The sequence below is a fragment of the Sanguibacter massiliensis genome (assembly GCF_900240335.1).
Classification (GTDB): domain Bacteria; phylum Actinomycetota; class Actinomycetes; order Actinomycetales; family Cellulomonadaceae; genus Flavimobilis; species Flavimobilis massiliensis.
Map to the genome: position 1 here is coordinate 407,220 of NZ_LT964979.1, position 26,961 is coordinate 434,180.

General features: G+C 67.7%; 28 protein-coding genes and 1 pseudogene. 20 read left to right on the forward strand and 9 right to left on the reverse strand.

Features of this window, described 5'->3' with window-relative positions; genetic code table 11:
* Positions 1 to 44 precede the first annotated feature (44 nt).
* The 5 genes from C1729_RS14475 to C1729_RS01980 all read left to right on the forward strand — a co-directional run bounded on the left by C1729_RS14475 (position 45) and on the right by C1729_RS01980 (position 3,349).
* Complete coding sequence (locus tag C1729_RS14475) at positions 45 to 182, forward strand: hypothetical protein (protein ID WP_165375395.1); 138 nt, start codon at positions 45 to 47, stop codon at positions 180 to 182.
* Positions 179 to 1,555, forward strand: coding sequence for a DUF4192 domain-containing protein (locus tag C1729_RS01970; protein ID WP_102508243.1), 1,377 nt, complete (start codon positions 179 to 181; stop codon positions 1,553 to 1,555). Before C1729_RS14475 ends, C1729_RS01970 begins: the two co-directional genes overlap by 4 nt.
* A 14-nt stretch (positions 1,556 to 1,569) precedes the next feature.
* Positions 1,570 to 1,707: a hypothetical protein gene (locus C1729_RS14480; RefSeq protein WP_165375396.1), complete on the forward strand. Its 138-nt coding sequence runs from the start codon at positions 1,570 to 1,572 to the stop codon at positions 1,705 to 1,707.
* A complete protein-coding gene (locus tag C1729_RS01975; protein ID WP_102508245.1) occupies positions 1,704 to 2,759 on the forward strand; it encodes a hypothetical protein in 1,056 nt (351 codons plus the stop codon). Before C1729_RS14480 ends, C1729_RS01975 begins: the two co-directional genes overlap by 4 nt.
* 131 nt (positions 2,760 to 2,890) lie before the next feature.
* Positions 2,891 to 3,349 carry a DUF488 domain-containing protein gene (locus C1729_RS01980; protein ID WP_129590642.1) on the forward strand — a complete coding sequence of 153 codons (459 nt, stop codon included), beginning with the start codon at positions 2,891 to 2,893 and terminating at the stop codon, positions 3,347 to 3,349.
* Positions 3,350 to 3,358: 9 nt separating this feature from the next.
* Here the strand turns inward: C1729_RS01980 and C1729_RS01985 are convergent, their stop codons facing one another.
* From C1729_RS01985 to cmtR, 4 genes are all read right to left on the reverse strand, one after another.
* Complete coding sequence (locus C1729_RS01985) at positions 3,359 to 4,216, reverse strand: hypothetical protein (protein WP_129590643.1); 858 nt, start codon at positions 4,214 to 4,216, stop codon at positions 3,359 to 3,361.
* Positions 4,217 to 4,510: 294 nt separating this feature from the next.
* Positions 4,511 to 5,080 (reverse strand): recombinase family protein, encoded by a 570-nt coding sequence (locus C1729_RS01990; protein ID WP_102508251.1) that lies wholly within the window; start codon positions 5,078 to 5,080, stop codon positions 4,511 to 4,513.
* Between the two features lie 233 nt (positions 5,081 to 5,313).
* Complete coding sequence (locus C1729_RS01995) at positions 5,314 to 5,913, reverse strand: cadmium resistance transporter (protein ID WP_102508252.1); 600 nt, start codon at positions 5,911 to 5,913, stop codon at positions 5,314 to 5,316.
* Complete coding sequence (cmtR, locus tag C1729_RS02000; RefSeq protein WP_102508254.1) at positions 5,910 to 6,269, reverse strand: Cd(II)/Pb(II)-sensing metalloregulatory transcriptional regulator CmtR; 360 nt, start codon at positions 6,267 to 6,269, stop codon at positions 5,910 to 5,912. Before cmtR ends, C1729_RS01995 begins: the two co-directional genes overlap by 4 nt.
* A 196-nt stretch (positions 6,270 to 6,465) precedes the next feature.
* Between cmtR and C1729_RS02005 the strand changes: the two genes are divergently transcribed.
* The 9 genes from C1729_RS02005 to C1729_RS02045 all read left to right on the forward strand — a co-directional run bounded on the left by C1729_RS02005 (position 6,466) and on the right by C1729_RS02045 (position 13,273).
* A complete protein-coding gene (locus C1729_RS02005) occupies positions 6,466 to 7,056 on the forward strand; it encodes a recombinase family protein (RefSeq protein ID WP_053546434.1) in 591 nt (196 codons plus the stop codon).
* A gap of 1 nt (position 7,057) precedes the next feature.
* Positions 7,058 to 8,446, forward strand: coding sequence for a Mu transposase C-terminal domain-containing protein (locus tag C1729_RS02010; RefSeq protein WP_102508256.1), 1,389 nt, complete (start codon positions 7,058 to 7,060; stop codon positions 8,444 to 8,446).
* Positions 8,443 to 9,255, forward strand: coding sequence for an AAA family ATPase (locus tag C1729_RS02015; protein WP_102508258.1), 813 nt, complete (start codon positions 8,443 to 8,445; stop codon positions 9,253 to 9,255). The genes C1729_RS02010 and C1729_RS02015 overlap by 4 nt, the downstream gene beginning before the upstream one ends.
* Positions 9,256 to 9,428: 173 nt before the next feature.
* The gene (locus tag C1729_RS02020) at positions 9,429 to 9,959 is read left to right on the forward strand and encodes a TetR/AcrR family transcriptional regulator (protein ID WP_019174037.1); all 531 of its coding nucleotides are present in this window, start codon (positions 9,429 to 9,431) and stop codon (positions 9,957 to 9,959) included.
* Between the two features lie 2 nt (positions 9,960 to 9,961).
* Positions 9,962 to 10,309 (forward strand): DMT family transporter, encoded by a 348-nt coding sequence (locus C1729_RS02025; protein ID WP_005053852.1) that lies wholly within the window; start codon positions 9,962 to 9,964, stop codon positions 10,307 to 10,309.
* Positions 10,309 to 10,629 carry a DMT family transporter gene (locus C1729_RS02030; protein ID WP_019160223.1) on the forward strand — a complete coding sequence of 107 codons (321 nt, stop codon included), beginning with the start codon at positions 10,309 to 10,311 and terminating at the stop codon, positions 10,627 to 10,629. Before C1729_RS02025 ends, C1729_RS02030 begins: the two co-directional genes overlap by 1 nt.
* A gap of 15 nt (positions 10,630 to 10,644) precedes the next feature.
* The gene (locus C1729_RS02035; protein WP_005053846.1) at positions 10,645 to 10,842 is read left to right on the forward strand and encodes a hypothetical protein; all 198 of its coding nucleotides are present in this window, start codon (positions 10,645 to 10,647) and stop codon (positions 10,840 to 10,842) included.
* Positions 10,843 to 11,093: 251 nt separating this feature from the next.
* Positions 11,094 to 12,275, forward strand: a complete 1,182-nt coding sequence (locus tag C1729_RS02040; RefSeq protein WP_102508260.1) for a Cmx/CmrA family chloramphenicol efflux MFS transporter — start codon at positions 11,094 to 11,096, stop codon at positions 12,273 to 12,275.
* Entirely contained in the window at positions 12,272 to 13,273 is a 1,002-nt protein-coding gene (locus C1729_RS02045) for an IS481 family transposase (RefSeq protein ID WP_102508261.1), read from the forward strand. Before C1729_RS02040 ends, C1729_RS02045 begins: the two co-directional genes overlap by 4 nt.
* Here C1729_RS02045 and C1729_RS02050 read toward each other — a convergent pair.
* Both C1729_RS02050 and C1729_RS02055 read right to left on the reverse strand, forming a co-directional pair.
* Positions 13,270 to 13,473: a hypothetical protein gene (locus C1729_RS02050; RefSeq protein ID WP_005053843.1), complete on the reverse strand. Its 204-nt coding sequence runs from the start codon at positions 13,471 to 13,473 to the stop codon at positions 13,270 to 13,272. The two genes, C1729_RS02045 and C1729_RS02050, sit on opposite strands and share 4 nt — an antisense overlap.
* Positions 13,474 to 13,538: 65 nt before the next feature.
* Positions 13,539 to 13,850 (reverse strand): hypothetical protein, encoded by a 312-nt coding sequence (locus C1729_RS02055; protein ID WP_242493675.1) that lies wholly within the window; start codon positions 13,848 to 13,850, stop codon positions 13,539 to 13,541.
* Positions 13,851 to 13,927: 77 nt separating this feature from the next.
* Between C1729_RS02055 and C1729_RS02060 the strand changes: the two genes are divergently transcribed.
* On the forward strand, positions 13,928 to 14,692 hold the full coding sequence (locus C1729_RS02060; RefSeq protein ID WP_001389365.1) for an IS6-like element IS6100 family transposase: 765 nt from the start codon (positions 13,928 to 13,930) through the stop codon (positions 14,690 to 14,692).
* A 188-nt stretch (positions 14,693 to 14,880) separates the two neighbouring features.
* Here C1729_RS02060 and C1729_RS02065 read toward each other — a convergent pair.
* Positions 14,881 to 15,129: pseudogene (locus tag C1729_RS02065) on the reverse strand (ArsR/SmtB family transcription factor); the annotation flags it as partial.
* Between the two features lie 205 nt (positions 15,130 to 15,334).
* Here C1729_RS02065 and C1729_RS02070 point away from each other — a divergent pair.
* From C1729_RS02070 to C1729_RS02080, 3 genes are read left to right on the forward strand one after another with little or no spacing between them, the layout of a single operon-like run.
* Entirely contained in the window at positions 15,335 to 15,931 is a 597-nt protein-coding gene (locus C1729_RS02070) for a recombinase family protein (protein WP_102508262.1), read from the forward strand.
* 3 nt (positions 15,932 to 15,934) lie between these two features.
* On the forward strand, positions 15,935 to 17,329 hold the full coding sequence (locus tag C1729_RS02075; RefSeq protein ID WP_102508264.1) for a Mu transposase C-terminal domain-containing protein: 1,395 nt from the start codon (positions 15,935 to 15,937) through the stop codon (positions 17,327 to 17,329).
* Entirely contained in the window at positions 17,326 to 18,144 is an 819-nt protein-coding gene (locus C1729_RS02080) for an AAA family ATPase (protein WP_102508266.1), read from the forward strand. The genes C1729_RS02075 and C1729_RS02080 overlap by 4 nt, the downstream gene beginning before the upstream one ends.
* Before the next feature lie 146 nt (positions 18,145 to 18,290).
* Here C1729_RS02080 and C1729_RS02085 read toward each other — a convergent pair whose 3' ends face one another.
* Both C1729_RS02085 and C1729_RS02090 read right to left on the reverse strand, forming a co-directional pair.
* Entirely contained in the window at positions 18,291 to 18,914 is a 624-nt protein-coding gene (locus C1729_RS02085; RefSeq protein ID WP_165375397.1) for an Abi family protein, read from the reverse strand.
* Between the two features lie 279 nt (positions 18,915 to 19,193).
* Complete coding sequence (locus tag C1729_RS02090) at positions 19,194 to 19,472, reverse strand: helix-turn-helix domain-containing protein (RefSeq protein WP_102508269.1); 279 nt, start codon at positions 19,470 to 19,472, stop codon at positions 19,194 to 19,196.
* Between the two features lie 305 nt (positions 19,473 to 19,777).
* Between C1729_RS02090 and C1729_RS02095 the strand changes: the two genes are divergently transcribed.
* Both C1729_RS02095 and C1729_RS02105 read left to right on the forward strand, forming a co-directional pair.
* A complete protein-coding gene (locus C1729_RS02095) occupies positions 19,778 to 20,365 on the forward strand; it encodes a hypothetical protein (protein WP_102508271.1) in 588 nt (195 codons plus the stop codon).
* A gap of 77 nt (positions 20,366 to 20,442) precedes the next feature.
* The gene (locus C1729_RS02105) at positions 20,443 to 26,781 is read left to right on the forward strand and encodes a helicase-related protein (protein WP_165375398.1); all 6,339 of its coding nucleotides are present in this window, start codon (positions 20,443 to 20,445) and stop codon (positions 26,779 to 26,781) included.
* Positions 26,782 to 26,961 lie beyond the last annotated feature (180 nt).

Sequence of the window (26,961 nt, forward strand, 5' to 3'; positions counted from 1 at the left end):
CGTAGTTGCTCATCGACGCAAGACCCACAACCTCGGAGGACACCATGGCTGAACCCACCACCCCGACGCCCGGCGAGCGAGCCTTCGCGGCCCGTCTCGCAGACCTGCCGCCCCGGGAAGCCGCGCCTGCCGGCGTCGTCGACGTCGTCTACGCCGCACCCGAGGCCGGTGAGGACCGATGAACGGGCCGATCCGGGTCGGCACGGTGCCCGACCTCATCTCGACCGTGCCCTTCGAGCTCGGGTTCACCCCGCGGGAGTCGATCGTCGTCGCAGCGCTCTCGGCGCGCGGCCGCCTCCTGGTGACGATGCGCGCCGGCATCGACGACCTCACCTCGCGCATTGGCGGTCCGATCGCCGCGCAGATCGCCGCGACGCTCAGCGAAGCCGGCACCGCAACGGCGGTCGCGTTCGCCTACACCGACGCCGAGCCGGTAGCCGGAGGGCAGATCGACAACCTCGCTCGCGAGGCCTGGCGCCAGCTGGACGACGTCCTGCCCGTCGAGATGGCCTCGACCATGGTCGCTCAGGTCGGACGCACCTCGTTCGCCGAGCTGCACGGGACGACGCTGGGGGAAGTCCGCTCCGTCAGCGAGCTCACCACCTCGGTGTTGGTGGCGCAGCATGTCGCTGCTGGCAACGCACCCGCGAAGTCGCGCGAGGATCTCGGTGCGCTGCCCGAGGTCTCTGCTCGAGCGCTGGAGGAAGCGCGCGAGGCGGCCGCCGAAATCGCCCGGTCCTGGGCGCGGACGACACCGGGCGACCTGGAGGACTGGTACACCCACGAGCGCGACCTCTGGCGCGACGTGCTTGCTGCGGGTGGAACTGCCGACGTCGACGCGCGCACCTGGGGACGACTCGGCGAGACGCTCCAGTACGGCCGGATGCGCGACGAGGTCCTCGCCCTCGTCGTGGAGAAGGCCACCGGCCGCTTCATGGGCGAGACCTACCTCGAGTGCACCACGATCTCCTCCCAGCTGATGCTCGACCCCACCGGGCCGCGTCCGGACATGGCCGAGCTCACCACCTGCGACAAGGTGCTGCGCACCGTGGCCGCGCACAGCACCACCGGCAACGCCCCTGCCCTCACCCTGGCCGCGATGGGCCAGTGGTGGGCAGGAACAGGCGCCGGCGCGGGCGTTCTCCTCGACCAGGCCCTCGCCGTCGACCCCTCCTACCGGATGGCGACGATCCTCAGCGAGACGCTGAGCAAGGCCGTGCCGCCCGGCTGGGCGCGCGCCAACATCGACTCCCAGCGGCAGGCATCCACGTTGAGGCGTGAGCCTGACCGGTTCCTCTCGATCCCCGACCCGGCAGACCTGTTCGGCATGCCGATCTACGAGGGTGACCCGATCGAGGCGGGCAACCTGCTCGAGGACGGCGTCTATCGCGGCACGATCCTCGACGACATGGACGACCCCGACTGCGTCGAGCGAGCGATCGTGCTGCGCATCCATGACGGCGAAGTTGACATCCGCGACGCGCCGACAACGACGACCGTCCCTGGCGCCAGCCTGCCGCCGTCCGCCGACCTCGACAGCGGCCTGGGCCTGTGAAGGAGACCGTGACGATGGACAACACCACGACGCCCGCCGCTCCGGACGACACTGAGCCGACGACGCTGGCCGAGGCGTTTCTCGCTGCGGCCGCGCAGGCTCCCGAACGCGCCGACCTGCCCGAGGGCATGACATGGCTGCGTGACGCATGAACGCCACGATCACCGACGTCTTCGCGCTCAACGAGCGCGCCGGCTTCTACGCCGGGCCCGGGCAGGTCCGCTTCGGCTACCTCGCCACCAACGGGGCCGTCGAGGCGCTCTACGACGTCGACGTCGCGCGCCTGGAGTCCCTGTGGGACACCCTGGCCACGGGACTGCTCGACGCCGGCGCCCGTCGCGGCGCCGCCCAGGACGCCGGCATCGTCGTCGTCGCCTTCGACGACGCCGGCGAGGCATCCCTCGGGCGCATCGAGGACGTCCTGGTGGCGCGCGGTATGTCGGTGGCGATCGCCGCGCGCGTCGACGAGGGCCGCGTACTGACCCTCGACAGTTCCGGCGTCGGTGACGTCGAGACTGCCCGTGTCTGGACGCCCCGTACGCCGCTGGCCACCCTGGAGGAGGTCGCGGCGAATCTGGTGCCCGCCGAGGACCCCTACGTCGACGAGGCGTGGGTCAGCTGGGCGCGCAACTACGAGGAGTGGCGCACGGCCACGATGCCGGGCACCTCGCCCACGGCACGGCTCGCGGCGGAGGTCCTCGAGACCCTGCATCTGGCGCGGGAGGCCGACGTCGCGCGGGCAGGGGTCCGGCTGCTCGACCGGGAGCGGGTGGCGCTGCTCATGGAGGCCATGCGCCGCGAGACGGTGCGCGACCACGTCGTCGTGCACCTGGTCGACGCACGCACGGACCTGACCATCGAGCTCGCCGAGATCGCGCGCCACGCACCCGAGAACGTCCGGCAGGCGATGTGCGCGGCTGCCGGCGCCGCGGTGTACGCGCGAGGGAACCAGGCCCTGGCCCGCTGCTACGCCGAGGCCGCCCCCGCCGATCCGCTCGGCCAGGGCGTGCTCGCCGCGGCGCAGGCGGGCATGAGCCCGCAGAGCGTGCTCGAGCGCGTCGTGGAGGCTCAGCGGCCGCGTATGGCGGCCCTCGTCGCACGTGAGAGCGCCCCGGCGCTCACGCAGCAGTACACGCTGGAGACGACCTACGAGATCTCGACGCAGGTCGAGACCGAGTACGCGATCGCCGGACCGATCCGGTAGGCGAGAGACACCGCTGTGACCTGCGGAGATTCCGGCCTTCGACACGATGCTGAGGCGTCCGGTTCTCGTGGGGTGCGGAGTGGGACGAGTTCGAGTGAGACCTATGGGCGAGACTCTGGGAGGATGAGGTCGTGAGCGAAGGACGGAACATGATCATGGGTTGGGGCTATGAGGGCCGCACCGTCGACGAGCTGGTGGACGCTTGCCAGACGTGGGGAGCGAACCTCGTTGTTGACGTCCGCCTCAACCCAGTCTCGCGCCGTGCCGGCTTCTCCAAGAGACAGCTCGCGAGCCGGCTGGAGGAGGCTGGGATCACCTACCAGCACAGCAAGTCGCTTGGGAACCCTCGCGATAACCGCGCAGGTTTCGCCGACACTCTCGGCGAAGAGGGCGCACGTGCCCGCCAGAGGTTCTCGGAGGAGGTCCTCGAAACGGAAGAGGCAACAGCGGCACTCGACGACATCCTTCGAGCGAGCCACGACGGCGCGGTCGTCCTCCTTTGCTTCGAGGCCTCCGAACGCCACTGCCACCGGCAGTGCGTGCGGGACGCGCTGAGCGCACGGGAAGCGCTACTCGCGCGAACTTCCTGACTGGGGAAGTCAGAACAGTCTCGCCTCCTGCGGGACCTCTGAAGTCTCGGGGTAGAACATCCCCAGCACCGTGAAGCGATCGCGGACGACGGGGTTCTCCTGGTTTCCGATGAAGATCTGGGAGTCCTTGGAGTCGCCGAACGGCCGCTCGAGGAAGTTGCGGCGGATCGCGGCCTTCCTCTCCTCATCGGTAGGCGCGCGCAGCTTGCTCTGGAACGCCGTCAGCTCCCAGTCGAGGATTCGCTGCGTGTGCCCGGGACAGGCGCGATCCGAGCACCGGTACCTCAGCTGGACCTTCCAGCGAGGTGGAACAAGGAGCGGCTGGTCCGCCGGGCCGAAGAGTGCTCCCGCGCTGAGGAACTGGTCGAGGTTGGCCTGCTGCTTTACGCTCCATGGGCCATGCTCGGAGAAGATCAGCTCGTCGGCATCGACAGGCCGCACCTTCGCAAGTGACGACGAGTGGATGTCGGTCTTCACCATGCGCACCACTTCGCACGTTGAGAGGTCGGGCAGGTCGAAGAGGTGAGCCGCACGCGCGGCCTTCGTCTTTGCCTGGGCGCCGATGTCGATCGACTCGGCGTCGATCTTCAGGCTCTCGTGACGCGTATCGCTGCCGGCCGAGCGGACCTTGACGTTGACGATGGTGTACTTCGGGAACCGACTTTCCGCGGGGATGTAACGGAAGGGCACCGGGTAGAGCCGCACCCATCGCGCCGGGTTCAGTGCCATCCCGGCGACGCACACCGTGTCGCCGTACGTCTTGGACGGCTGGGGCGTTGCCTTGACGAGGATCATTACGTCGATGCGACGGCCGGCGCGGTCAAGCGTCCGAGCCGCGGTCACCTCGTCCTGTGCTGGAACGGTCATAGTTCGCGAGACTGGCAGGAGGCGCCTGCTTGAGTCAACGCGCCATGCCGCGATCGTCGCGACAGTCAGTTCGCCCACGCGTTCGGGGCCCGGTGACATCGCACCGCGACCGCTGGACCGTGCCGCTTTGGGCGCTCGAGCCCACGCGAGTATGTGCGGCTTCGTGGTTCGTGAGGGGCCTGCCCTCGGTCCGTGCCCGTGTGCAGGCAGAGCCTTCCGAGCCCTTCCGGCGACGCGGGGTCTTCATTACCTCGGGGACGCTTGAGCGCTGGTAGACGATCACGCGCGGTCATGTCACTCATCGACAAGGTCGCGCAGGTGCCGGTAGAGCGTGTCGCGGCTGACGCCGATCGCCTTTGCCACAGCCGTCCGTGAGGCGCCCTGCGCGAGCGCGGCGCGAGCGGCGTCGACGCGTTCGGGTGTCATCACGGTCGGCCGGCCCCCGACGCGGCCGCGTGCGCGCGCAGCCGCGAGCCCGTCGAGGGTGCGCTCACGAATGAGGTCGGCCTCCATCTGCGCTACGGCCGCTAGGACGTGGACCATGAGTCGCCCGGACGCTGTCGTAGTGTCGATCGTCTCCGAGAGCGAGTGCAGCGCGACGTCGCGCGAGTCGAGGTCGGCCACGAGCTGGGCGATGTGCGAGGCAGAGCGCCCGAGCCGGTCGAGCTTGGTCACCACGAGCGTGTCGCCCGGGCGCAGGGAGTTGAGAAGGTTGCCCAGCGCAGGACGGTCGTCGCGCCGGCCGGAGCCGTGCTCGACGACGACGCAGCGCTCGTCGACCCCCGCGCGCACTAGCGCGTCGACCTGGGCGTCGAGGTTCTGGGCGAGGGTCGAAACGCGTGCGTAGCCGAAGGTCTGTGCCATGAGCGCACCGTAGCGAAACCCGCCGGCGTGGTTCTCGGACGACAGAGGTTGTCGGACGGGTGTGACTGTTGCAGGTATGTGGCGGCATTCTTGCTGAGATACGTGGCGGCAAGGGCCGTCCATCCAGGAACGACACTGTCCGCAAGCTGGGGCCAGCAACGATCGCCAGGACGTCGGCATCGACAATGGCCGGAGATCTCTTTGTGGTGGAGGCTGCCGATCAGGAAGCGTGGTTAGAAACCGAAGGCCCCGCCGCTGACCAGGATGAAGAAACCCAGGCCGATCAGCACGATGGGGAACAGGATGTGTTCCCAGCGCTCCAGGACCTCGGCGATCGGTCGCCGGGTGGCGACGAACTTGGCCAGGCCCACCAGCACCGCGACCAGGGCCAGGAACACGATGCAGTAGGCAGCCACAGCCCCCGGTCCGACGCTGAGGAAGACCGGGGCGTAGACGCCGATGTTGTCCCCGCCGTTGGCGAAGGTCACCCCGGCCACGGTCCAGACGGCGACATTCTTGCCCTCGATCTTGGCGTCGTCATCATCGTCTTCGCCTCTGCGCCACCCCTGCCAGGCCGCCCACACTCCCAGGCCCAGCGGGATGAGCCCGAAGTAGGGGATGACCCCCGGGGGCAAGAACGCGCCCGCGCCTAAGGACACGAGCACTGCCGCAACCAGGATGCCGGTGAAGCCGAGGTACTGGCCGACCAGGATTCGGACGGTGGTCCCACGCTGGCCCGCACCACGGCCGAAGAACAGGGATAGCACGATGATGTCGTCGATGTTGGTAACCAGGAACAGACCGATCGCCTGGAGGGTTGAGGACAGGATCACGCGCCCACCCCCTTCTCGCAGCAGCCGGGCACGGAGCAGGCCGGGTCCAGGCACGGGGCACTCTCATCCACCGCGAGGGTGACCTCGACCAGAGCAATCAGCACCCGCGCCAGGTGTGCATCGGCGATCTCGTACCGGGTCTGGCGGCCCTCGGCCACGGCGACCGCGATCCCGCAGTCCCGCAAGCACGCCAGGTGGTTCGACACGTTCGACCGGGTCAGCCCCAAGTCCCGCGCCAGTTCGGCCGGGTAGGCCGGCCGTTCCAGCAAGGTCATCAGGATCCGCGACCGGGTGGGGTCGGCCATCGCCCGGCCCAACCGGTTCATCACGTCAACACGAGAGGCAATGGTCAGCATTCACTGAACTATACAGTATGAGCTGAACTTACAGTGTCGCCTCGTAAAGCTATAGCTGAATAAGACACGCGGGACGCTGGTCCAATGCAACCTCTCCTCGCCAGAAATCCGAGCTTGCCTTTGTCTCGTAAAGTTGCCTCGCCACAGTTCGTCTCGATGCTCGCGCGTTTTGGAGTTTGTGAGGCATTCTGGTCCGATGAGGCGTTTGGGATACACGCGAGTGAGCACGACCAGTCAGGACGCACGCCTTCAGCTCGACGCGCTGCGCGGCGTAGGGGTTGAGGGGCGGGATGTGTTCTCCGATGTCACCTCGGGCAACCGAGCGGCGATTAAGCGGCCAGGAATGAAGAAGCTGTTGGAGTATGCCGAGGATGGAGACACCGTCGTGGTGTGGCGCATCGACCGGCTCGGTCGCTCGCTGATTGACGTGTTGAACACGGTCAACCTCCTCCGCGAGCGTGGCGTTAAGGTTCGCTCGATCTCGGACGGCATCGACCCGGAGACATCATCCGGGCGGATGATGCTGGGAATGCTCGCGACCCTTGCGGAGTACGAACGCGAGCTGATCACCGAACGAGTGAACGCGGGAATCGCCGCAGCCAGACAGTCCGGGACCCGATTCGGGCGTCCGCCGGTAAAGCCTGACGAGATCCAGCAGAAGCTGCAGATCGTGCGCGAGGCGCGCGCGAGGGGGCGCACGGCGGAGGAAGCTGCCCGGCTGGTGGGCTGGTCGAGGGCGACGCTCTACCGGCACCAGCACGCAGCAACAGTCGGCGGCGAGATGTGACATGGACGCCCTGGCCCGGTGGCGACTCCTGCGTCTTCATGTAGAGGACGGGATCCCGCTGGCGGCCCTGGCCAGGGACACCGACATCAGCCTGCGCACGCTGCAGCGTTGGAAGCAGGCCTACACCGCCGACGGCATCGCAGGTCTGAACCCGAGGGAGCGGGCCGATGCGGGCGGGCGGCGCACTGACGCCAACGTGGTCGCATTCGTTGAGCGGCTGGCGCTGACTCGGCCCCGGCCAAGCATCGCGACCCTCTACCGCCTTACCGTCAAGGAAGCCGACAGGCTGGGGCGCCCCAGCCCCGGCTATTCGACTGTCCGGTCGATCGTGCAGGGCCTCGACCCCGGACTCGTCACGCTCGCGCTGGAGGGGCCTGTCGCATACCGGGACAGGTACGAGCTGCTGCTGCGGCGGCGGGCCGAGCGGCCGAATGCGACCTGGCAGGTCGACCACACCGAGCTCGACATCCTGATCGTCGGTGCCGACGGGAAACCCGAGCGTCCGTGGATGACATCCGTCATCGACGACTACTCACGCGCGATCTGCGGGTACACCGTCTTCACCGGCGCCCCATCGGCGATCAACACGGCCCTCGCGCTACGACAAGCGATCTGGCGCAAGAGCGATCCCGCGTGGCCAATGTGCGGCCTGCCAGACGTGCTCCACATCGACCACGGAAGCGACTTCACCAGCCAGCACATCGAATACACCGCCGTGGCACTGAAGATCCGATTGATCTACTCCACCGTCGGGCGCCCACAAGGGCGCGGGAAGGTGGAGCGGTTCTTCGGCACCGTGAACACCGAACTCCTCGCCGCACTGCCCGGACACCTCGCCCCCGGAGCACGGCGCCCCAAGCCGCACCTCACGCTCGCCGAACTCGACCAAGCCGTCGGCGGGTTCGTCACCGACTACAACGAGCGTCCCCACCGCGCGATCAAACAGAGCCCGAAGGCCGCATGGAAGGCCGATGGCTGGCTGCCGCGGATGCCGGACACCCTGGACCAGCTCGACGGTCTGCTGCTCACCGTGCCGAAGAACCGAATCGTCCAACGTGACGGCATCCACTTCCAAGGCCAGCGATACCTCTCGCCCACACTGGCACCCTTCGTCGGTCACCCAGTGACGATCCGGTACGACCCGAGGGACGTGTCCGAGATCCGCGTTTACGACCACGACACCTACATCTGCGCCGCGATCGACGAAGGCCACCCCAATCAGCGGCTGAGTCTGCGGGACATCGAATCCGCGCGCCGCACCCGCCGACGCGAGCTGCGCAAAGAGATCAACGACCGCATCCCACGTGCGGCCATCCGCGAAGAACCTCGAACCGAGCGGACCGCGCCAAAGCGAGTGAAGCTGCGCACCTATGAGGAGGACGACACATGAGCCGTGACTTCATCGTCACCAAGGAACATCGCCGCTTCATCGAGTTCGCCAACGCCGTCCGCAAAGAACGCACCATCGGTATCTGCCATGGCGACGCCGGCGTCGGCAAAACGCAGTCCGCGCGTCGGTACGCACACTGGGACACCCTCGAGCCCTTCATCACCACGTGGGGACCGCGCAACGACGAAGACCCGCAAAGCTATGCGACAGCCAGCCGATCCCGCACTGTCTTCTACACACCTACCGTGATGCCCAAGCATGCACAACTGATCCACGAGATCGATCACCTCCAGACGAGGATCGGGATCTGCATCGACGAGCACCTTCGAAGCACCGGCAAAGTCCCGGATACATCCGCCCGGAACAACACCGACGAACTCGTCGAACTACTCATCATCGATGAGGCGGGACGACTCACTCCAACCGCGCTCGAAATCCTCCGCGACCGCCATGACCGTACCCACCTCGCGATCATCCTGATTGGCATGCCCGGCGTCGACCAGCGCTTCCGCCACTACCCACAGCTCTACAGCAGACTCGGCTTCTCCCATCGCTACCGCAACCTCGGCCGCGACGAACTCATCTTCGTCCTGGACCGCCACTGGAGACGACTCGGCCGCACGCTCGACCCCGACGACTTCACCGACGCGCAAGCCATCGCCACGATCGAGCGCATCACCCGTGGCAACTTCCGCCTCGTCGAACGACTCTTCCCCCAGATCGCGCGAGTCCTCAAAATCAACGAACTCGAGACCATCACCGACGACGTCGTCGAAGCCGCCGCAAGCATCCTCGTCATCGGGAACTAGCGACAAAGAACGCCGCGAAAGCCCGCCAACGAGCGCTAACAATCACAGCCGCGGTGCAGCTCGCGGCCGTGCCGGAATCGATCGTTTTCGGCCTACTCGGCTCGCGGTGATGAACCTATGCGCCGGCAATCTGCTGGATGGCCTGGTTACCTTCCGAATGGTAACCTACACTCATGCGCACCGATCCTCGCCCCGCGATCCTGGCGGCCGCCTTCTCTCAGCTCGACGAGGGGCGGGCGGTGTCTCTGGATTCCGTGGCCCGAAGTGTGGGGCTGACCAAGCCGGGGGTGATGTATCACTTCCCCACGAAGGAAGCCCTCATGCTCGCCCTGGTGGACTCCGTTTTGGACCGCTGGGAAGAGGCGCTGGTCGCACGCCTCGGGTCGTCGCCGGAGGGCGCGGCGCCGGCCGCGCGCATCGGCGCGTATGTCGACTGGTCACTGTCCGGGGGTTTCGATGAAACCGACCTGGTGGCGATGAGTGATCCGAAGCTGCGCCGCTCGCTCACGCAGCGCTGGGCCGAACGTCTCGCGCCCTGGCTCGTCGTGCCCGATGACGTCGCCCCGGACGAACGCACCCGGTTGCTCGCCGCCCGCCTCCTGGCCGACGGCGGGTGGCTTGCCGAAGCCGCCAACGTCTCCCCTCCTACCCCCGGCGACCTGGCGCAGCTCCGCGCCTTCGCCCACAACCTCGTGAAGGACTGACTATGAAGAAATGGCTCCTGCTTGCCGGCGCGATCATCAGTGAAGTCGCCGGCTCCCTCGCCCTCCAAGCCGGCCAGGACCACCCCGCCTGGTACATCCTCGTCGCGATCGGCTACGTCGGCGCGTTCACGCTTCTCGCGCTCGTTCTACGCGAGGGGATGGCCCTCGGGGTTGCGTACGGGATCTGGGGCGCGATGGGCGTCGCCCTGACGGCGGTGCTGGCGGCACTTCTGTTCGGACAGCCCTTGACCGGCGTGATGATCCTCGGCCTGGCGTTGATCATCGGCGGTGTTCTCACCGTCGAACTCGGATCGCAAGCGGCGCAGCGCAAGAGGGAGGCGAGCATCTGATGGTCTGGCTCTTCCTCATCCTCGCGATCGTCCTCGAAGTCGGCGCGGCGCTCTCCCTGCGCCTGGCAACCGGCGGACGGAAACTGTTCTACATCGCCGTCGTCGTGGGCTACCTCGGCGCGTTCTTCTTCCTCACCCAAGTCCTTGCCCTCGGGCTCGGCATCGGTGTTGCCTACGGCATCTGGGCCGCCTCCGGCGTCGCCCTCACCGCAGTGGCCAGCAAGTTCCTGTTCAAAGAGCCCTTCACCTGGGTCATGGCGCTCGGCATCGCCCTCATCATCGGCGGCGTCCTCCTCGTCGAACTCGGCGCGGCCCACTAGCCTGCCGACACGGCCATGACCGTCGCTCGCACCCTCGCGGCAATTCGCCGCGCCCTCCTGGAAGATCCTGCCGTCGACATCCGATTCGTGGACGCAATCACCGTCGACAGTCATCTTCTGAGCACGCACGGCCAGGCCCTCATCCTGTTCGTACACCCACAGCATCGCGAAGTCGTCGACGAGCTGCGCAACGCCTCCCGCCCATTGGACTAGTTGTTGCTGGCCATGAGGTTGTTGACGTTCTTTGGGGGGTGGCGACGCAGGCGGGTACGATGAGGCGTATGTCGAGCCCTGAATCGGACACTCAGGGGCTTTCGGTCACGCCGTCAGCCCCTCACCTCCGCTGAGCCCCTAGCTCTCTGCTGCTCCATGCTGCGCGCAGCACGACATTCGGGTGTCCTCTGGGTGCTGACCGTGGTGACGAGACGTTCTCCTGTTCGTACTCTCGCTTCGGAGCTATCTCGATGCCTTTTGCTCTCTATCTTCTTGCCCTGGTGGTCTTCGCCATGGGTACTTCCGAATTCGTGCTTGCCGGCCTCGTGCCGGACATCTCCAACTATTTCGGCGTTTCCGTGGGGACCGCTGGTCTCCTGACATCGGCGTTCGCCGCAGGGATGGTGATCGGCGCACCTGCGATGGCCGCGCTCACTCGTCGCCTCCCCATGAAAGCGACACTCTTTGGTTGTGTGATCGTGTTCGCGCTGTGCCATGTCGTCGGAGCACTCACACCGGACTTCACTGTTCTGTTCATCACGCGCGTGATCGCCGCGATCGTCAACGCAGGCTTCTTGGCGGTCGCGCTGGGTGCGGCGACGAAACTCGTGGCACCCAGCGCCAAAGGTCGGGCCGTGGCGATTCTGCTGGCGGGCACCACCGTCGCAACCGTCGCCGGCGTCCCCGCGGGTGCTCTGCTTGGTACGGCACTCGGTTGGCAGTCGACGTTCTGGGCGATCGCTCTTCTCTGCATCCCCGCTGCGATCGGCATCGCCGCGGGCTTCACCAATCAAAGTGACGAATCGTCAAGGGAGGAATCGTCTTCGACCCCGCTGCGGGCGGAGCTGGCCCAGCTTGCCTCCCCGCGCCTCGTTCTGACGATGCTGCTGGCTGCCCTGGTGAACGCCGGAACCTTCGCGACGCTGACCTTTCTCGCGCCGATTGTTACCGATACCGCCGGCCTGAGCCAATGGTGGGTGTCGGTGGCGCTTGTGCTCTTCGGCGTTGGCTCCTTCATCGGCGTCACCGTTGCGGGACGACTCTCGGACGCCCGACCTCGATTCGTCGTCTTGGGTGGTGGAAGCGTTCTTGTGCTCGGGTGGGCCGCGTTGGCGCTCTTCGCGACGAACCCCGTTGCCCTGCTCGGGCTCGTATTCGCTCAGGGGGTGTTGGGGTTTGCTGTCGGGAGCACGCTGATCACGCGAGTGCTCTATGCGGCGGCGGGTGCGCCCACCATGGCGGGTTCGTACGCGACCGCGGCACTCAACGTCGGTGCAGCAGCAGGTCCAGTCCTCGCCGCTGCCGCACTCGGTGTGATGTCCAGCGCGCTCGGGCCGGTGTGGGTGGCCGTCATCGTAACCGCAGCCGCATTGCTGCTCGCCATTCCCGTTCTTCGACTGGTCGCACCCGCCGAGAGCGAAGTGGTCAAGTGACGCATGCGAACTCGCCGTTGACGGTCGAAGGTCGTCGCCGACTTATCGAGCGCTGTCGGACTCGACCCCTCGCGCATGTCGCCGCCGAGATGGGCATCTCCCGAGCCACCGCATCCAAATGGGTCGGACGGTACCGCCGATTCGGTGAGGTCGGCTTGCATGATCGTGCGTCTACCCCAATCCGTCAGCCAACGGCAACGCGGAGCGAAGTCGTGGTGATGATCGAAGCCATGCGACGCCATCACAAGTGGTCAGCCTCACGTATCGCGTTCGAGCTGGATCAGCGTGACATTTCCGTCAGCCGCCGCACGGTCACGCGCCTACTCGCACACCTCGGGCTGAATCGCCGGAAGATCATCGACCCGAGCGGTGCAACGAACCGAGAACCGCAGAAGATCGTCGCTGAGCGCCCCGGACACATGATGCACATCGACGTGAAGAAGACAGGACGCATCCCGGACGGCGGCGGCTGGCGCGTACACGGCAAGGGCAGCACCGAAGCAAAGAAGGTCGCGCGGGCGAAAAGGAGAGGCGGGAAGACCGGCTACGTGTTTCTCCACTCCGCGATCGACGGATACTCCCGACTCGCCTACACGGAAGCACTGTCCGATGAGAAAGCGGTGACGGCAGTTGCGTTCCTCGATCGCGCGAGAGCATGGTTCGCCGCGCACGGCATCACCCGCATTGAGCGCATCGTGACCGACAACGGCTCCTGCTACCGGGCCAGCGCATTCGCTGCTGCCATGGGCGAGAGCCGACATCAGCGCATCGCGCCCTACACGCCGCGACACAACGGAAAGGTCGAACGCTACAACCGCATCCTCGCCGAGGAGTTCCTCTACGCACGCACCTGGCACTCAGAACACGAACGCGCCGCGGCACTCGATGTCTGGAACCAGCACTACAACTACCACCGACCCCACGGCGCACACGACGGACAACCACCCGCACTGGCAACGCCGACGCCCGTCAACAACGTGCTGGCCTCATACAACTAGTGCGGTCGGCCGGGGTCATCACCGCGGCCGCGCAGCTCGTCAACGAGCTGGCGGTGCGCCGTGTGCAGGAACAGCACTGGGCGGCCGCTGCGCCCACTGTGGAGGTAACTGTCGGCGGTGAGCGCATCGGTGAACACGACTTCAAGCTCCGGCTGCTCGTGCAGCAGTCGCCGCACTTGTTCGGCCACCCGCTCAGTCATCGAAACTCCCCCCAGAGCTTCCGGGAGCGTATCGGACACGTCCGCACCGCGGCGCGGGCGGATCGCTATCGCGCGATCAGGTGGCGACGCCTCCGGCCCCTCGCGACGAGCTGCACGACGATCAGCCCGGCAATCATCGGGACGGCGAACAGGCCGGCCCCGATCAAGATGTTCTCGACCGTCAGCAGCTCGAACAGGGACGGGAACCGGCCCTCCTGGTGGGCGGCCTCGAACAGGCGAATGAGAAACCAGCCGAGCACTACTAGCCCGCCGATCACCACTCCCGCGTAGGGGCTCTGTTGCAAAAATCGTGAAGCTTGAGCATGCTTGGCGGAGATTGGACGGACGGAACGATGACGGATTTCAAGTGGCGCCATTTCCAGGGTGATGTGAGGCTCTGTTGCAAAAATCGTGAAGCTTGAGCATGCTTGGCGGAGATTGGACGGACGGAACGATGACGGATTTCAAGTGGCGCCATTTCCAGGGTGATGTGATCCTGTGGGCGGTGCGCTGGTATTGTCGCTATCCGATCAGCTATCGCGACCTTGAGGAAATGCTGGCGGAACGCGGCATTTCGGTCGACCATACGACGATCTATCGCTGGGTCCAGTGCTACGCCCCGGAGATGGAGAAGCGGCTGCGCTGGTTCTGGCGGCGTGGCTTTGATCCGAGCTGGCGCCTGGATGAAACCTACGTCAAGGTGCGGGGCAAGTGGACCTACCTGTACCGGGCAGTCGACAAGCGGGGCGACACGATCGATTTCTACCTGTCGCCGACCCGCAGCGCCAAGGCAGCGAAGCGGTTCCTGGGCAAGGCCCTGCGAGGCCTGAAGCACTGGGAAAAGCCTGCCACGCTCAATACCGACAAAGCGCCGAGCTATGGTGCAGCGATCACCGAATTGAAGCGCGAAGGAAAGCTGGACCGGGAGACGGCCCACCGGCAGGTGAAGTATCTCAATAACGTGATCGAGGCCGATCACGGAAAGCTCAAGATACTGATCAAGCCGGTGCGCGGTTTCAAATCGATCCCCACGGCCTATGCCACGATCAAGGGATTCGAAGTCATGCGAGCCCTGCGCAAAGGACAGGCTCGCCCCTGGTGCCTGCAGCCCGGCATCAGGGGCGAGGTGCGCCTTGTGGAGAGAGCTTTTGGCATTGGGCCCTCGGCGCTGACGGAGGCCATGGGCATGCTCAACCACCATTTCGCAGCAGCCGCCTGATCGGCGCAGAGCGACAGCCTACCTCTGACTGCCGCCAATCTTTGCAACAGAGCCAGGTGGGGNGCTTTTGGCATTGGGCCCTCGGCGCTGACGGAGGCCATGGGCATGCTCAACCACCATTTCGCAGCAGCCGCCTGATCGGCGCAGAGCGACAGCCTACCTCTGACTGCCGCCAATCTTTGCAACAGAGCCAGGTGGGGATCGGCGATCTCGTAGCGCGTCTTGCGGCCCTCGGGTTCGGCAGCAACGATGCCGCAGTCGCGCAGGCACGCCAGATGATTGGACACGTTGGAGCGTGTGAGGTCCAGATCGCGGGCCAGCTCTGCCGGGTAGGCCGGCCGGTCGAGCAGCGTCAGGATGATCCGGGACCTGGTCGGGTCGGCCAGCGCGCGGCCCAACCGGTTCATCACGTCCAGGCGAGAAGCAATGGTCAGCATATGCTGAACTATACAGCATCGACTGAACCGCTATTCTTGTGCCGAAAATGAAGGATTCCGCTACAAGGTTCGGGCGTCGAGATCTGAAGTTCGGGGCGGTCGGTGTTCTGTGGTTTCTCGCCATCGGCGTTTGTAGCGGAACTCAGTATCAGAATCTACGGTTCGATACTTCCGGGGCTCGACGACTTTCGGTACGGTCGCCAGTGTGAGTCATCTTCTGGGGTATGCGCGCGTGTCGACCAGCGATCAGGATGCGTCGCTCCAGGTCGATGCGCTGAAGGCGGCCGGGTGCTATCGGGTGTTCGTCGACACCGTCTCCGGGGCGCTGGAGCATCGGCCCGAGTTCGACAAAGTCCTCGATCAGCTGCGACCGGGCGACACGCTGGTGGTGTGGCGGCTGGACCGCCTGGGTCGCTCGATCCGACATCTCATCGATCAGCTACGTGCCCTCGACGAGCGCGGCGTGGGGTTCCGGTCCTTGCAGGAGACGATCGACACCACCTCCTCCGGTGGCCGGCTGGTGTTCCATGTCTTCGCGGCGCTGGCGGAGTTCGAGCGCGACCTCATCCGTGAGCGCACCAACGCCGGGCTTGCGGCCGCCCGGGCGCGGGGCCGCACCGGCGGGCGGCCCTCGTCGCTGTCACCCGCTCAGATTAAGGCGGCTCGGCGGATGTATGAGCAGAACGAGATGACGGTGGCTCAGATCGGTGACGTGCTCGGAGTCAGTCGCACCACCATCTACCGCGCGCTGAACCGCCAGAGCACCCAAGCGGTGCCACGACGGTCGAGAAGCGCCGTGTAGATCATGGACGCGGCCGGGCGCTGGCAGATCCTCAGACTCCATGTCGAGGACCACGTCCCGCTCGCCGCTCTCGCCCGGGACTCCGGAATCGGGCTGCGCACCCTGGAGCGCTGGCACGCCCGTTACCGCGCCTCGGGATACGCCGGCCTGGACGCAGGGCGACGCTCTGATGCCGGCACTCACCGATTACCTGCCGAGCTGGTGGCGCTGATCGAAGGTCTTGCATTGACCAAGCCTCGGCCAACCGTCGTCACGATCCACCGCAAAGTGAGCGGCATCTGCAACAAGGAGGGATGGCCGGTCCCGTCGTATGCAGTGGTACGGGCGATCGTCGGCGCGCTGGACCCGGGAATGGTCACTCTCGCCCTGGAAGGGCCGACGTCCTACCGGGACAAGTACGAACTCGCGCTGCGCCGACAGGCCGAGCGGCCCAACGCGATGTGGCAGGCCGACCACACCCTGCTCGACGTCCTCGTGGTGGGCACCGACGGCAAGCCTGCCCGGCCCTGGCTGACGACGATCATCGATGACTGCTCACGCGCTATCTGCGGGTACACCGTGTTCCTCGGTGCGCCCTCGGCCATGAACACCGCGCTGGCGCTGCGCCAGGCGATCTGGCACAAGACCGACCTCTCCTGGCCGATGTGCGGCCTGCCCGACGTGCTCTACGTCGATCACGGGACCGACTTCATCAGCAACCAGCTCACCGGCACAGCCGTGGACCTGCATATCCGGCTCATCCACTCTGCCGTCGCTCGTCCTCAGGGACGCGGCAAGGTGGAGAGATTCTTCCGCACCGTGAACACCGAACTTCTGGCTCGTCTGCCGGGATACATCGCCGAGGGCCACCCCTGGCCAACGCCGAAGCTGTCCCTGGCTGAGCTAGACGCTGAGCTGGAGGGATTCGTCGTCACCTACAACGACCGCACTCACAGCGAGCTCGGCATCTCCCCGCGCGCTGCCTGGATCGCGGAGGGCTGGTTGCCGCGGATGCCCGAGAGCTTGGAGGACCTCGACGGGCTGCTGCTCACCGTCGCCCGGACCAGGGTGGTGCGCCGCGATGGCATCCACTTCCAGGGCCTGCGCTACATCTCCCCAACCCTGGCCGGCTATGTCGGCCGGTCGGTGGTGATCCGCTACGACCCCAGGGACATCACGGAGATTCGCGTGTTCGATCACGAGGCGTTCGTCTGTAAGGCCATCAACCAGGACCACCACGACCAGAAGGTCAGCCTCAAGGAGGTCCAGGCCGCCCGCAACGCCCGCCGCCGGGCTCTGCGGCAGGGCATCAACGAGCGGATCGCCGTCGTGGCCACGCACACCACCGAACCAGTGACCGAGGCGTCGTCGCCGGCGCCGCGGCGGAAGTTGAAGGTCTACAGAGAGGACCTGAGGTGAGTCAGCGCTTCATCGTGACCAAAGAACACCGCCGCTTCACCGAGTTCGCCGACGCCGTGCGCCGCGGGCACACCATCGGCCTGTGCTTCGGGCCAGCCGGCGTGGGCAAGACGCTCTCCGCGCGCCGCTACGCACGCTGGGACAAGGCCCAAGACCTGCTGACCTACTGGGGACCGCGCTCCGACAGTGACGCGAGGGTCTACGCCGCGCTGGCCAAGAGCCGCACCGTGCTCTACACCCCCAGCGTGCTGACCACCCCACGGGCCTTGAAGGACGAGCTGGACCAAGTCATCACCCGCACCAACATGTGCATCGAGCAGCACCTCGCGCCGGCCGGACAGGTCACGCCAGAGACGCGCGGGTGGCGCCACAGCAGGAACTACGTGGAGCTGGTCATCGTCGATGAGTCCGAACGCCTACGGCCCACCGCACTGGAACTGCTGCGCGACCGCTACGACCGCGACAACATCGCCCTCATCCTGATCGGCATGCCCGGTCTGGAGAAGCAGTTCAGCCACTACCCCCAGTTCTACAGCCGCGTCGGCTTCGCCCACCAGTACCGACCCCTGGGCAAGGACGAACTGCTCTTCGTCCTGCAACGCCATTGGCGCGCCCTCGGCAAGACCCTCGATCCCGAGGACTTCACCGACGCCCAGGCCATCGCCGCCATCGCCCGCATCACCCGCGGGAACTTCCGGCTCCTGGAACGACTCTTCCCCCAGATCGAACGTGTCCTGAAGATCAACGAACTCCACACCATCACCAACGACGTCATCGAAGCCGCCGCCAGCACCCTGGTCATCGGCGCCAGCTGACAGGCCGCCACACAGCACCTACAGAACCCCGCCATTTATCGCCGCAAGCCACAGGACGGGTATGTCGTACGCCCGTGCCGGGCGTGTCGCGCCGGCGGGGAGACTGTCGGAGAAACGACCGTCTTCCGGACGCTTGGGACGCTGCGTTAGGGACGGCGTGCAAACAGCGCAGGGACCTTGGAGTCCTGTGCGACCCAGGCGTCGAGGTCGCGGTCGACACACCTCAGCAGGGAACGAGTGCACTCATGGGCGCGCTGGGCCGAGATGCGTCGCTGCTGTCCAGGAAGGGGTACCCCGTTGAGGAAGGGCTCGTGGTGCGCGGCACGGTTGCGGACGGCGTTGACTTCGACGAGCAGACTGTGGAACCAGGCGCGGGACGCCTGCTCCCCGGCGGCGCGTGCCTCAGCGTTCCTTCCGCGGAAGGCGGCGGCAAGGTGGTCCCGCCACAGGCCTTCGTTGTTCGTCTTCGTCTTCCATGGACCGTCCCCGCGGGTCAGGCCCTTGTCGAACAGGTTGACCCAGAACCCGAACATGAGCTGCGCGACCAGCTTGTCCGGGGTCCGCCGGGTAGCCGGCGTCACGGCGCCCCATGCGTTCGCGATTTGCTTGGCGCCTCGGTCGTCGAGAAGAAGGTCGGTGTTGAGATACCACTCACGACCGAACGCGTCGGTGAGCCTGCTGGCAACGGTGTTGCGTAGCGCCACTTCGGCGATGGCGATGTCGGCGAGCATCGCGGCCGCGATGTCCCGGTCCCAGACGTAGAGCGCCAATGCGCGGTCCTCGTCGCCGTCTGCTGCCGCGAGGAACGCGGCAAACCTTGTCGGCGAGACGGCGCGAAGCAGGGGTCTCCGGGGGCTCTCGTGCACTTGACTGTCGCTCCCTTGTGAGGTTTCCTTAGAGGGAATTCCCCGGATCCGCCTCTCTGGACATGAGCCATGATGCGGCCGGGGTTCTTTCGTTCCAGGGCATTCTTGCAGGGAAGTCAGGGTGCCGCCCATGCACTTGGTCGCAGGGTCGGGTGAGTGTGGACTCTCTGGGGTGCGCTGCACCTAACGAGGTTGGTGGACGGCCGTCGTGTCAAGAGACGCGAAGGGGTCGGAGGCGACCTCAGGCGCTTCGACGACGATCAGAACCTTGTTGAGTGCGCCGAGCACGGCCAGGACGCGGGCGAACTCAGCACCCGGTCTCGTACCAGCCTCAAGCTCCGAAACGAAGCGGCGCGAGACGCCCGCACGCTCGGCCACCTCCGCCTGTGTCAGTGAGAGCTTCTTGCGCGCGTCGCGTACGGCTGGGCCGATCTGGTGAGGCCTCGCCACCCGGTGCTCCATGAATGACACAGTACCGTCGCATCGGCGAATGTTACGGATATGTAGCCGTGTCGGCGCAGGCGCGTTCGTTGCAATGTCGCAACCAGTGCGCCTATGCTACAGAGCCGTAACATTACGGGGGTGGTCCGCTCGATATTGAAGCGTGGTCAGTGGAGCCGTCATCGATCGCGACGCTGCGTACCTCCTGCGAGACCAACTCGCTGGAGGTAGCAGTACCGTGACACCCCGCAAGCCCGTACAGCACGAAGCGTTCGACTTCGACGCCCTCTGGGACGCCCCCGACCCGACGAGCAAGGAGAACCGAGATGAGTCACGAACCGAACGAGCAGGTGTTCTTCGAGAGTCGGGAGAGCCAGGACGCGACGCTGCGACGGGAGGACATCGCCACGCGGATGTGGGAGCAGGATCCCGAGCGCTGGAAGACGGAGCTGGAGGACTACCCCGAGCAGGCGCCGGTGCTGACGGCGACGTCGTACCACGGCAACGACCTGGAGTTCCTCAGCGACCTGTGGACGACCTCGCCGTTCACGGGGGCGTTCACGGCGATCCTCGACCGGCTCCACGGCGCCTGGTCGAAGGACGGCGACCTGCGGGCGGTGCGTTTCGCCAGCGGGTCCTCATCGACCTCCGAGCCGGTGCGGACGCTGCCGGACGGGCGGACGCTCACGGAGACGCCGGCGCTGCGCGAGGCCGTGATGTGGACGCTGGTGCAGGTCGCCCTGGAGCAGGTGAGCGAGCACCTGAGCGATTCGGGTCGCCTCGTCGAGCAGGACTCGACGGCGGTGAGCCTGGCGCGGATCGAACTGGGCGAGCGGATCGCGGTGCTGTCTCCGATCGAGACGGACACTCTGCGGGTGCTGCTGGCGCGGGCGGGAGTCGACCTGCTGGCCTGAGGTTCCGCCCCGAGGTTCGTGTCTACCCGCCCTCGGGCAAGAAGGAGCGCGCGGCCGCGAACCTCGCGGCCCTGCACGTGCTGCGCGCGTGCGAGGCCGAGGGCCGGCCGGCAACCGCCTCCGAGCAGGAGATCCTCGCGACGTGGTCGTCGTGGGGCGCGCTGCCGGAGGTGTTCGAGGGCTGGCGCGAGGACTGGACGGGCGTCCAGGAGCAGGTTGCGGCCGCGCTGAGCCCGGCTGAGCGCGATGCCGCCTCGACGACGACGCTCAACGCCCACTACACCGACCCGGCCGTCGTCGCCGAGGTGTGGCGCGCGCTCGAGCGTGCAGGCTTCGCCGGCGGGCCGGTGCTGGAGCCTGGGTGCGGGTCGGGGACGTTCATCGGCCTGGCGCCCACCGGGGCGCAGATGATCGGTGTCGAGCTCGACCCGATCACGGCGCAGGTCGCCTCCCGGCTCTACCCCGACGCGGCGATTCGCGCCGAGGGTTTCGAAACGACGCGTCTGGCTGGACAGGTCAATGCCGCGGTCGGCAACGTGCCCTTCGGTGGCTTCTCGCTGTATGACCCGCTGGACAACCCGCGCGGCCTGTCGATCCACAACCACTTCATCGTCAAGGCCCTCAAGGCCACCGCTCCGGGCGGCTACGTCGCGGTCATCACCTCCTCGTTCACGATGGACGCCAAGCGCACCACGGCGCGCCGGGAGATCGCCCGGTACGGAGATCTTCTCGGCGCGGTGCGCCTGCCGACAGGCGCGTTCTCGCGCGTGGCAGGCACCGACGTCGTCACCGACCTGCTCGTCCTGCGCAGGCGCGACCCCGAGGCGCCGGTGTCCGAGGCGTCTTTGGCCTGGACGCAGACGGCGACGTGCGTCGTCGACGACGTCGAGCACGACGTCTCGGCCTACTGGCTCGCGCACCCGGGGCACGTCCTTGGAGCTCTGCGCACGGGCTCGGGCATCTACGGCGCGGCGACGCTCCTGGTCGACGGCCCCCGTGGGGCAGACCTCGCCGAGCCGCTGCGGGAGGTTCTGGCCGAGATCGTCGACACCGCGGCCGCGGCCGGTCTGGGCTACGCTCCTACGCTCGCCGAGCCTCTCCCCGCTCACCAGGTGCGCGGCGGGCTGCACCTGCCCTCGCGCCCCGAAGACGAGGTCGTCGTCGGTCACCTGCGCGCGAATGGGGCCGACTTCGAGACCTGGTCGGGCGCTTCCTGGACGCCGGCGAAGGTCCCTGCGACCCAGCGCGCCGAGACGCGCGCGTTGCTCTCGCTGCGCGACGCGGCCGTCGAGCTCGTCGCGGCCCAGCGTGCCGAGTCCACGACCGAGCAGCGCGATCACCTGCGCGCCGAGCTCGCAGCCCGCTACGAGCGCTACGCGGGCACCTACGGGCCGATCAACCGCTTCGAGCTCGTGGCAGGCCGCACCGTCACCGAGGCCCAGATCGAACGCTACGTCGCGGCCAACACCCGCACGTGGCGCGCGGCCCTCGACGTGTCGGCGGCCGAGCACGAGGGCTTCGACCCTCCGGTCGACCTCGTGGACTCCTGGCGCGCCGAGGCGGCTGAGACCGCCACGTGGGTGCGCAAGCAGAAGCACCTGGTCCCACTGCGCAAGGACCCCGAGTTCGCGCTCGTGCTGGCCCTGGAGCTCTTCGACCCCGAGACCGGCCACGCCCGACGCTCGCGGATCTTCTTCGAGGACGTCGTCGGGCGTGCCGAGGTGCGCACGAGCGCGACCGACGTCGGCGACGCGCTGGCGATCGCCATGGACGAGACCCGCGTGGTCGACGTCGCGCGGGTCGCCGAGCTGCTCGGCCTCAGCCAGGACGCGGCGCGGACCGAGCTGCGCGGTCTGGTCTTCACCGACCCCGCCACTGGGGTGCTAGAGCCGGCCGCGACCTACCTCGCCGGCAACGTCCGCGCCAAGCTCGCCCGCGCGCAGGCCGCTGCCGAGACCGACCCGACGTTCGGGGAGAACGTCCGCGCGCTGAGCGAGGTGCTGCCCGAGTGGGTGGACCTGGCCGAGGTCGTCGTGCGGCCTGGGGTGCGCTACATCCCTCCGAGCGACTACGAGGCGTTCGTTCTGGAAGTCTTCAAGGCCACCGCCGTCGTGCGCGACACCGCCTCCGCGGGGACCTGGGAGATCGAAGGGCCCGAGCGCACGCGCCTGAACGCAGCCGTCGACCTGCGCTACGGCGTGGCCAAGCGGTCTCCGCTGGAGCTGCTCGAGGCGGTGATGAACAACGCCCCCGTCACGATCACCAAGGTCGTCGACGGCCCGGGCGGCACGGAGCGCACGGTGCGTGACGTGCAGGCCACGACCCTCGCCCGGGAGAAGTGCGAGCTCATCACCCGCGACTTCGCCACCTGGCTGTTGGCCGACGACGAGCGTCGATCGCGGATTGAGGTCGCCTACAACGGCCGGTTCAACGCCCACAGGGTGCCGGACTACACCTCGCTGGGTCAACGCCTGGCCCTGGACGGCCTTGGCTCGGCGTTCACCCCCCACCACTACCAGCGCACCGCGGTGGCCCGCGCGCTGCACGAGCCCACGGTGCTGCTCGACCACGTCGTGGGGGCAGGCAAGTCGGGCACGATGTTCATGACGGCGATGGAGCTGCGTCGCACGGGCCTGGCCCGCAAGCCGTGGCTCGTGGTGCCCAACCACCTCGTCGAGCAGGTCGCCGCGGAGTGGAAGAGCTGGTATCCGGCCGCTCGCGTCATGGCGATCCCCACGGGCTGCAACCCTGCTGAGCGGAGGGAGTGGATCGCGCGTTCGGCGCTGAGCGACTGGGACGGCGTCGTCGTGCCGGCCTCGGTCTTCGAGCGCATCAACGTCGACCCGGCACGCTCGGCCGCGTGGCTGGCCGAACGTGTCGAGCAGATGCGCGCCGAGCTCGCAGAGGCCTCGGCAACCGAGGGCCGACGCGCCGCCACACGGGTCAAGCGCATCGAGCGGGACATCAAGGCGATCGAGGAGAAGTACGCCCGCGCCGCCGACCTCAAGGACCCCGGCCTCACCTTCGAGTCGACGGGATGCGACTACCTGTTCGTCGACGAGGCCCACAACTACAAGAACCTGGCCCGCACCTCGGCTCACCCAGAGCTTGCGTGCACCCCCGGCGCCCAGCGCGCCTTCGACCTGTCGTTCAAGCTGCGCGCGCTGCGGGAGTCCAAGACGGAGCAGCGCGCCCGGGAAGGCTTCGACGTCGCCGACTACCTGCCGGCAGTTGCCACCTTCGCTACGGGCACACCGGTGGCCAACACGCTCTCGGAGATGTGGGTCATGCAGCACTACCTGCGACCCGACCTGCTGGCCCTGGCCGGGGTGGAGTCCGTGGACGCGTGGGCCGTGCAGTTCACCCAGACCGAGTCCAAGCTCGAGCTGGGACCGGACGGCACGACGTGGCGCATGAAGGACCGCGTGGCACGGTTCGCCAACGTCCCCGAGCTGCTCGCCCTGACAGCCTCGTTCTCCTCGGTCGTGGGCCGCGAGGACATCACCGCCGCGCTGCCGTCCCTCGTGGGCGGTGAGCGCAGGCTCGTCTCGCGCCCCGCGAGCGAGCCCGTGGCTGCCTTCATCAGGGACCTGGCCCACCGCGCCAACAACCTGCCCCGGGACCCGGCCGAGGACAACCTGCTGAAGATCACCCACGAGGGGCGCATGGCCGCGCTCGACCCGCGGATGTTGGGCTTGCCGGCCGCCCCCGACGACGGCCGCCTGGGCGACGTCGCCGAGCAGATCATGCGCATCCACGCCGCCGGCGCCGAACGTGTCTTCACCGACGCTCTTGGCAACCCCGAGCCGGTCCCGGGCGTGCTTCAAATCGTCTTCGCCGACCGCGGCACACCCAAGGACGACGGCACCTTCTCGGTCTACACCGAGCTGCGCAACGTGCTTGCCGCGCGCGGGATGCCGCCCGAGCGCGTCCGGTTCATCCACGAGGCCCGCACGGACGAGGAGCGCGCAGCCCTGTTCACCGCGTGCCGCGAGGGCCAGGTCTCGGTGCTGGTGGGCTCCACGGAGAAGATGGGCACCGGCGTCAACGTCCAGAAGCGTGCCGCTGCCCTGCACCACCTGGACTGCCCCTACCGGCCGGCCGACCTCGAGCAACGCGAAGGACGCATCATCCGCCAGGGCAACCAGGTTCCGGAGGTGGAGATCTGCAACTACGTCACCGAGGGCACCTACGACGCCGTCATGTGGCAGATGGTCGCGCGCAAGGCCGCGTTCATCGCCCAGATCAAGCGCGCCGGGTCCACCGGGCGCGTGGTGGAGGACCTCTCCGACGACATGACGATCTCGGCGGCCGCAGCCTCGGCCGTGGCCACAGGGGATCCGCGCATCATCGAGAGGGCCGAGGTCATGCACCACGTGGCACGCCTGGAGACCTTGGAGAGCGCCTGGCGCGGGGAGGTGGCCTCGCTCGAACGCGACCGTCGCGTCGAGCGCGCCGCGGCCGAGACGATGCAAGAGCGACTGGCCGCACTGCGCACGGTGGATGAGGGTCGTCGCACGACGGCCGGGGCAGCGTTCGCCATGCGGATCGGCGATCGCCACTACACCGAACGTGGCGCGGCCGCCGAAGAGCTCGCCGGGATCCTCGTGCGCGGGTTTGCCGCGATGGAGGCCGGCACCCAGAAGGCCGTCGACGGCGTCGAGCTGGGCGGTGTCGCGCTGAGGTTCACCCCGGCGCTGACCGGGCGAAGCCTGATCGCACACCTGGTCGCCGACCGCGAGCACCAGGTCCGCATCGACCTCACCGAGCAGATCGGCACCGCCGAAGGACGCCGCGGCATCATCACGCGGTGCGAGAACCTCGTCGCCGCGATCCCCGGACAGGTCGAGGTTCTGACCGTCCGGCACCGGCGGCGCCTGGAGCGCGCCGACGAGCTCGATCAGGCTCCTGTGCCCGTCTTCGGACGGGCAGCCGAGCTCACGTCCCTACGGTCACGGCTCGTGGCTCTGGACGCAGCGCTCGACCTTGGCGAAAACCTCGACGAGGACGTCGACGTCGTCGACCCCGGCCAGGGTCGGATCGAGGGGGCCGAGCTTGCACGCCTGGTCGAGGGACGCCTGAGCGACCGCGACCTGCGCGAGGGCGACATCGTGCGCACCCGCAAGGCCGGCCTGTGGCAGGTCGAACCGCTCACCCACGCCTGGCACCGGATCGCGTTCCGCGTCGGGGACGGCGAGGGCGCCGAGCGGTTCCAGATCGACGGGCCCGTCGACCTGGTCTCCCGTCTCCAGGACGCGCTGACGCCCTACGAGCGGGCCGCCCTCGCCTCCGGCAAGAGCGACGAGACGAACGTGTCGTCGCACCTTCTGCGCGTGGGGGATCGCATCACGGCGATGACCCGGGCGATGGTCCTGCGGGAGGGGCGTCCCGTGACGCCGGACCCGCGGCCCGAGGCCGAGCTGCGCACGGGCGTGCTGGGAAGACGGGAAGGCTCGGCGTGGTGGCTGGCCGACGACGACGGCAGCGAGTACCTCGTCATGGTGCAGGGCCTCTCGGTGCGCTACGGCACCGCGCGTGCCCCGATACCGATCGGCGCCGTGGCACTGCCCGGCGACATGCTCCTGGTCGAAGACGCTGGCGCTGACCTTCCCGCCGGCACGATGCTCGACGGCGCCCAGCTCGCGCTTCGCCCCGACGGGACCCGGGTGCGCGCAGGGCTGTCCCCGTTTGCCTCGGACCCGGACGCGGTCGCGCCCGGGCGGATGCTGACGGACCACGAGCGCGCCGCGCTCGACCTCGAGGAGATCGACCTCAGCGACCTGCGCCTGGGCGATGTCGTGTCCTCGGCCGCGCTGGACTCCACGACAGCGATCGACGTGCCGGTCATCGTTGACCATGTCGGCTACGGCACGGTGCGCGATTTCCGCTACCGGCCCCTGTCCGACCCGGGCGCGGCGCCAACGACGTGCTCGCGTCGCATCAGCGGCACCATCAAGCTGCTCGGGCGCCGCGCGGGCGCACTCACCGACGCCGAACGGCGCCGCCTGGTCGACCCGGATGTGAAGGTCCTCGGCGCGTTCGCCGACCTCTCCGGCCACATCGGTCAGCACGTCGCCGTCGCCGGCCGCCGCGGACGGGAGTACAGCGCGTGCACGGAGGTCCTCGTCGGCACGCTGCGCGACGTCCGCGAGAGCGCCATGGGGCGCGAGGGCGGAAGGGCGGTCGCAGTCCAGGTGGAGACCGCGGGCGGCCTTGAGGAGATCGCCGTGCTCGAGCACGTCTTCGCGCACACGGACGGCCAGGCCCCTGCGGAGTACGAACTCGCAGCCGCGCCTGACCTCCTCGTGGCCGGGGGCGCGTCCGTCGTCGAGGCCGGCGAGAGCCGGCACGTGACCGAGGTCGTCACGGATCACTACCTGAGCCCGTCCGGCGCCCAGGTGGGGCCCGGCATGTAGCGCGGTGCGCGCTTCCCCACCTGTTGGGGAAGCGCGCACTTGCGGCGTCAGCAGGGCCCGAACGCGCTGTAGGCCGTCAGCGCCAGGGCCGCCACCTCGACGACCAAGGTCAGTCCCTTCCAGGGGAGCCTGCCCCGCGTTCGGGTCCTCGAAGACGCGGATCCGAGCCTTAGCGCGTTC

Bases quoted from the DNA above. Each gene is read 5' to 3' on its own strand.
- C1729_RS02040 (WP_102508260.1), top strand. From the start codon at position 11,094: ATGCCTTTTGCTCTCTATCTTCTTGCCCTGGTGGTCTTCGCCATGGGT.
- C1729_RS02075 (WP_102508264.1), top strand. From the start codon at position 15,935: ATGGACGCGGCCGGGCGCTGGCAGATCCTCAGACTCCATGTCGAGGAC.
- C1729_RS01975 (WP_102508245.1), top strand. From the start codon at position 1,704: ATGAACGCCACGATCACCGACGTCTTCGCGCTCAACGAGCGCGCCGGC.
- C1729_RS02090 (WP_102508269.1), bottom strand. From the start codon at position 19,472: ATGGAGCACCGGGTGGCGAGGCCTCACCAGATCGGCCCAGCCGTACGC.
- C1729_RS02035 (WP_005053846.1), top strand. From the start codon at position 10,645: ATGACCGTCGCTCGCACCCTCGCGGCAATTCGCCGCGCCCTCCTGGAA.
- C1729_RS02005 (WP_053546434.1), top strand. From the start codon at position 6,466: ATGAGGCGTTTGGGATACACGCGAGTGAGCACGACCAGTCAGGACGCA.
- C1729_RS02050 (WP_005053843.1), bottom strand. From the start codon at position 13,473: ATGACTGAGCGGGTGGCCGAACAAGTGCGGCGACTGCTGCACGAGCAG.
- C1729_RS02055 (WP_242493675.1), bottom strand. From the start codon at position 13,850: ATGGCGCCACTTGAAATCCGTCATCGTTCCGTCCGTCCAATCTCCGCC.
- C1729_RS01990 (WP_102508251.1), bottom strand. From the start codon at position 5,080: ATGGCACAGACCTTCGGCTACGCACGCGTTTCGACCCTCGCCCAGAAC.
- C1729_RS02020 (WP_019174037.1), top strand. From the start codon at position 9,429: ATGCGCACCGATCCTCGCCCCGCGATCCTGGCGGCCGCCTTCTCTCAG.
- C1729_RS14475 (WP_165375395.1), top strand. From the start codon at position 45: ATGGCTGAACCCACCACCCCGACGCCCGGCGAGCGAGCCTTCGCGGCC.
- cmtR (WP_102508254.1), bottom strand. From the start codon at position 6,269: ATGCTGACCATTGCCTCTCGTGTTGACGTGATGAACCGGTTGGGCCGG.
- C1729_RS14480 (WP_165375396.1), top strand. From the start codon at position 1,570: ATGGACAACACCACGACGCCCGCCGCTCCGGACGACACTGAGCCGACG.
- C1729_RS02095 (WP_102508271.1), top strand. From the start codon at position 19,778: ATGAGTCACGAACCGAACGAGCAGGTGTTCTTCGAGAGTCGGGAGAGC.
- C1729_RS02010 (WP_102508256.1), top strand. From the start codon at position 7,058: ATGGACGCCCTGGCCCGGTGGCGACTCCTGCGTCTTCATGTAGAGGAC.
- C1729_RS02025 (WP_005053852.1), top strand. From the start codon at position 9,962: ATGAAGAAATGGCTCCTGCTTGCCGGCGCGATCATCAGTGAAGTCGCC.
- C1729_RS01985 (WP_129590643.1), bottom strand. From the start codon at position 4,216: ATGACCGTTCCAGCACAGGACGAGGTGACCGCGGCTCGGACGCTTGAC.
- C1729_RS02060 (WP_001389365.1), top strand. From the start codon at position 13,928: ATGACGGATTTCAAGTGGCGCCATTTCCAGGGTGATGTGATCCTGTGG.
- C1729_RS02015 (WP_102508258.1), top strand. From the start codon at position 8,443: ATGAGCCGTGACTTCATCGTCACCAAGGAACATCGCCGCTTCATCGAG.
- C1729_RS01970 (WP_102508243.1), top strand. From the start codon at position 179: ATGAACGGGCCGATCCGGGTCGGCACGGTGCCCGACCTCATCTCGACC.
- C1729_RS02030 (WP_019160223.1), top strand. From the start codon at position 10,309: ATGGTCTGGCTCTTCCTCATCCTCGCGATCGTCCTCGAAGTCGGCGCG.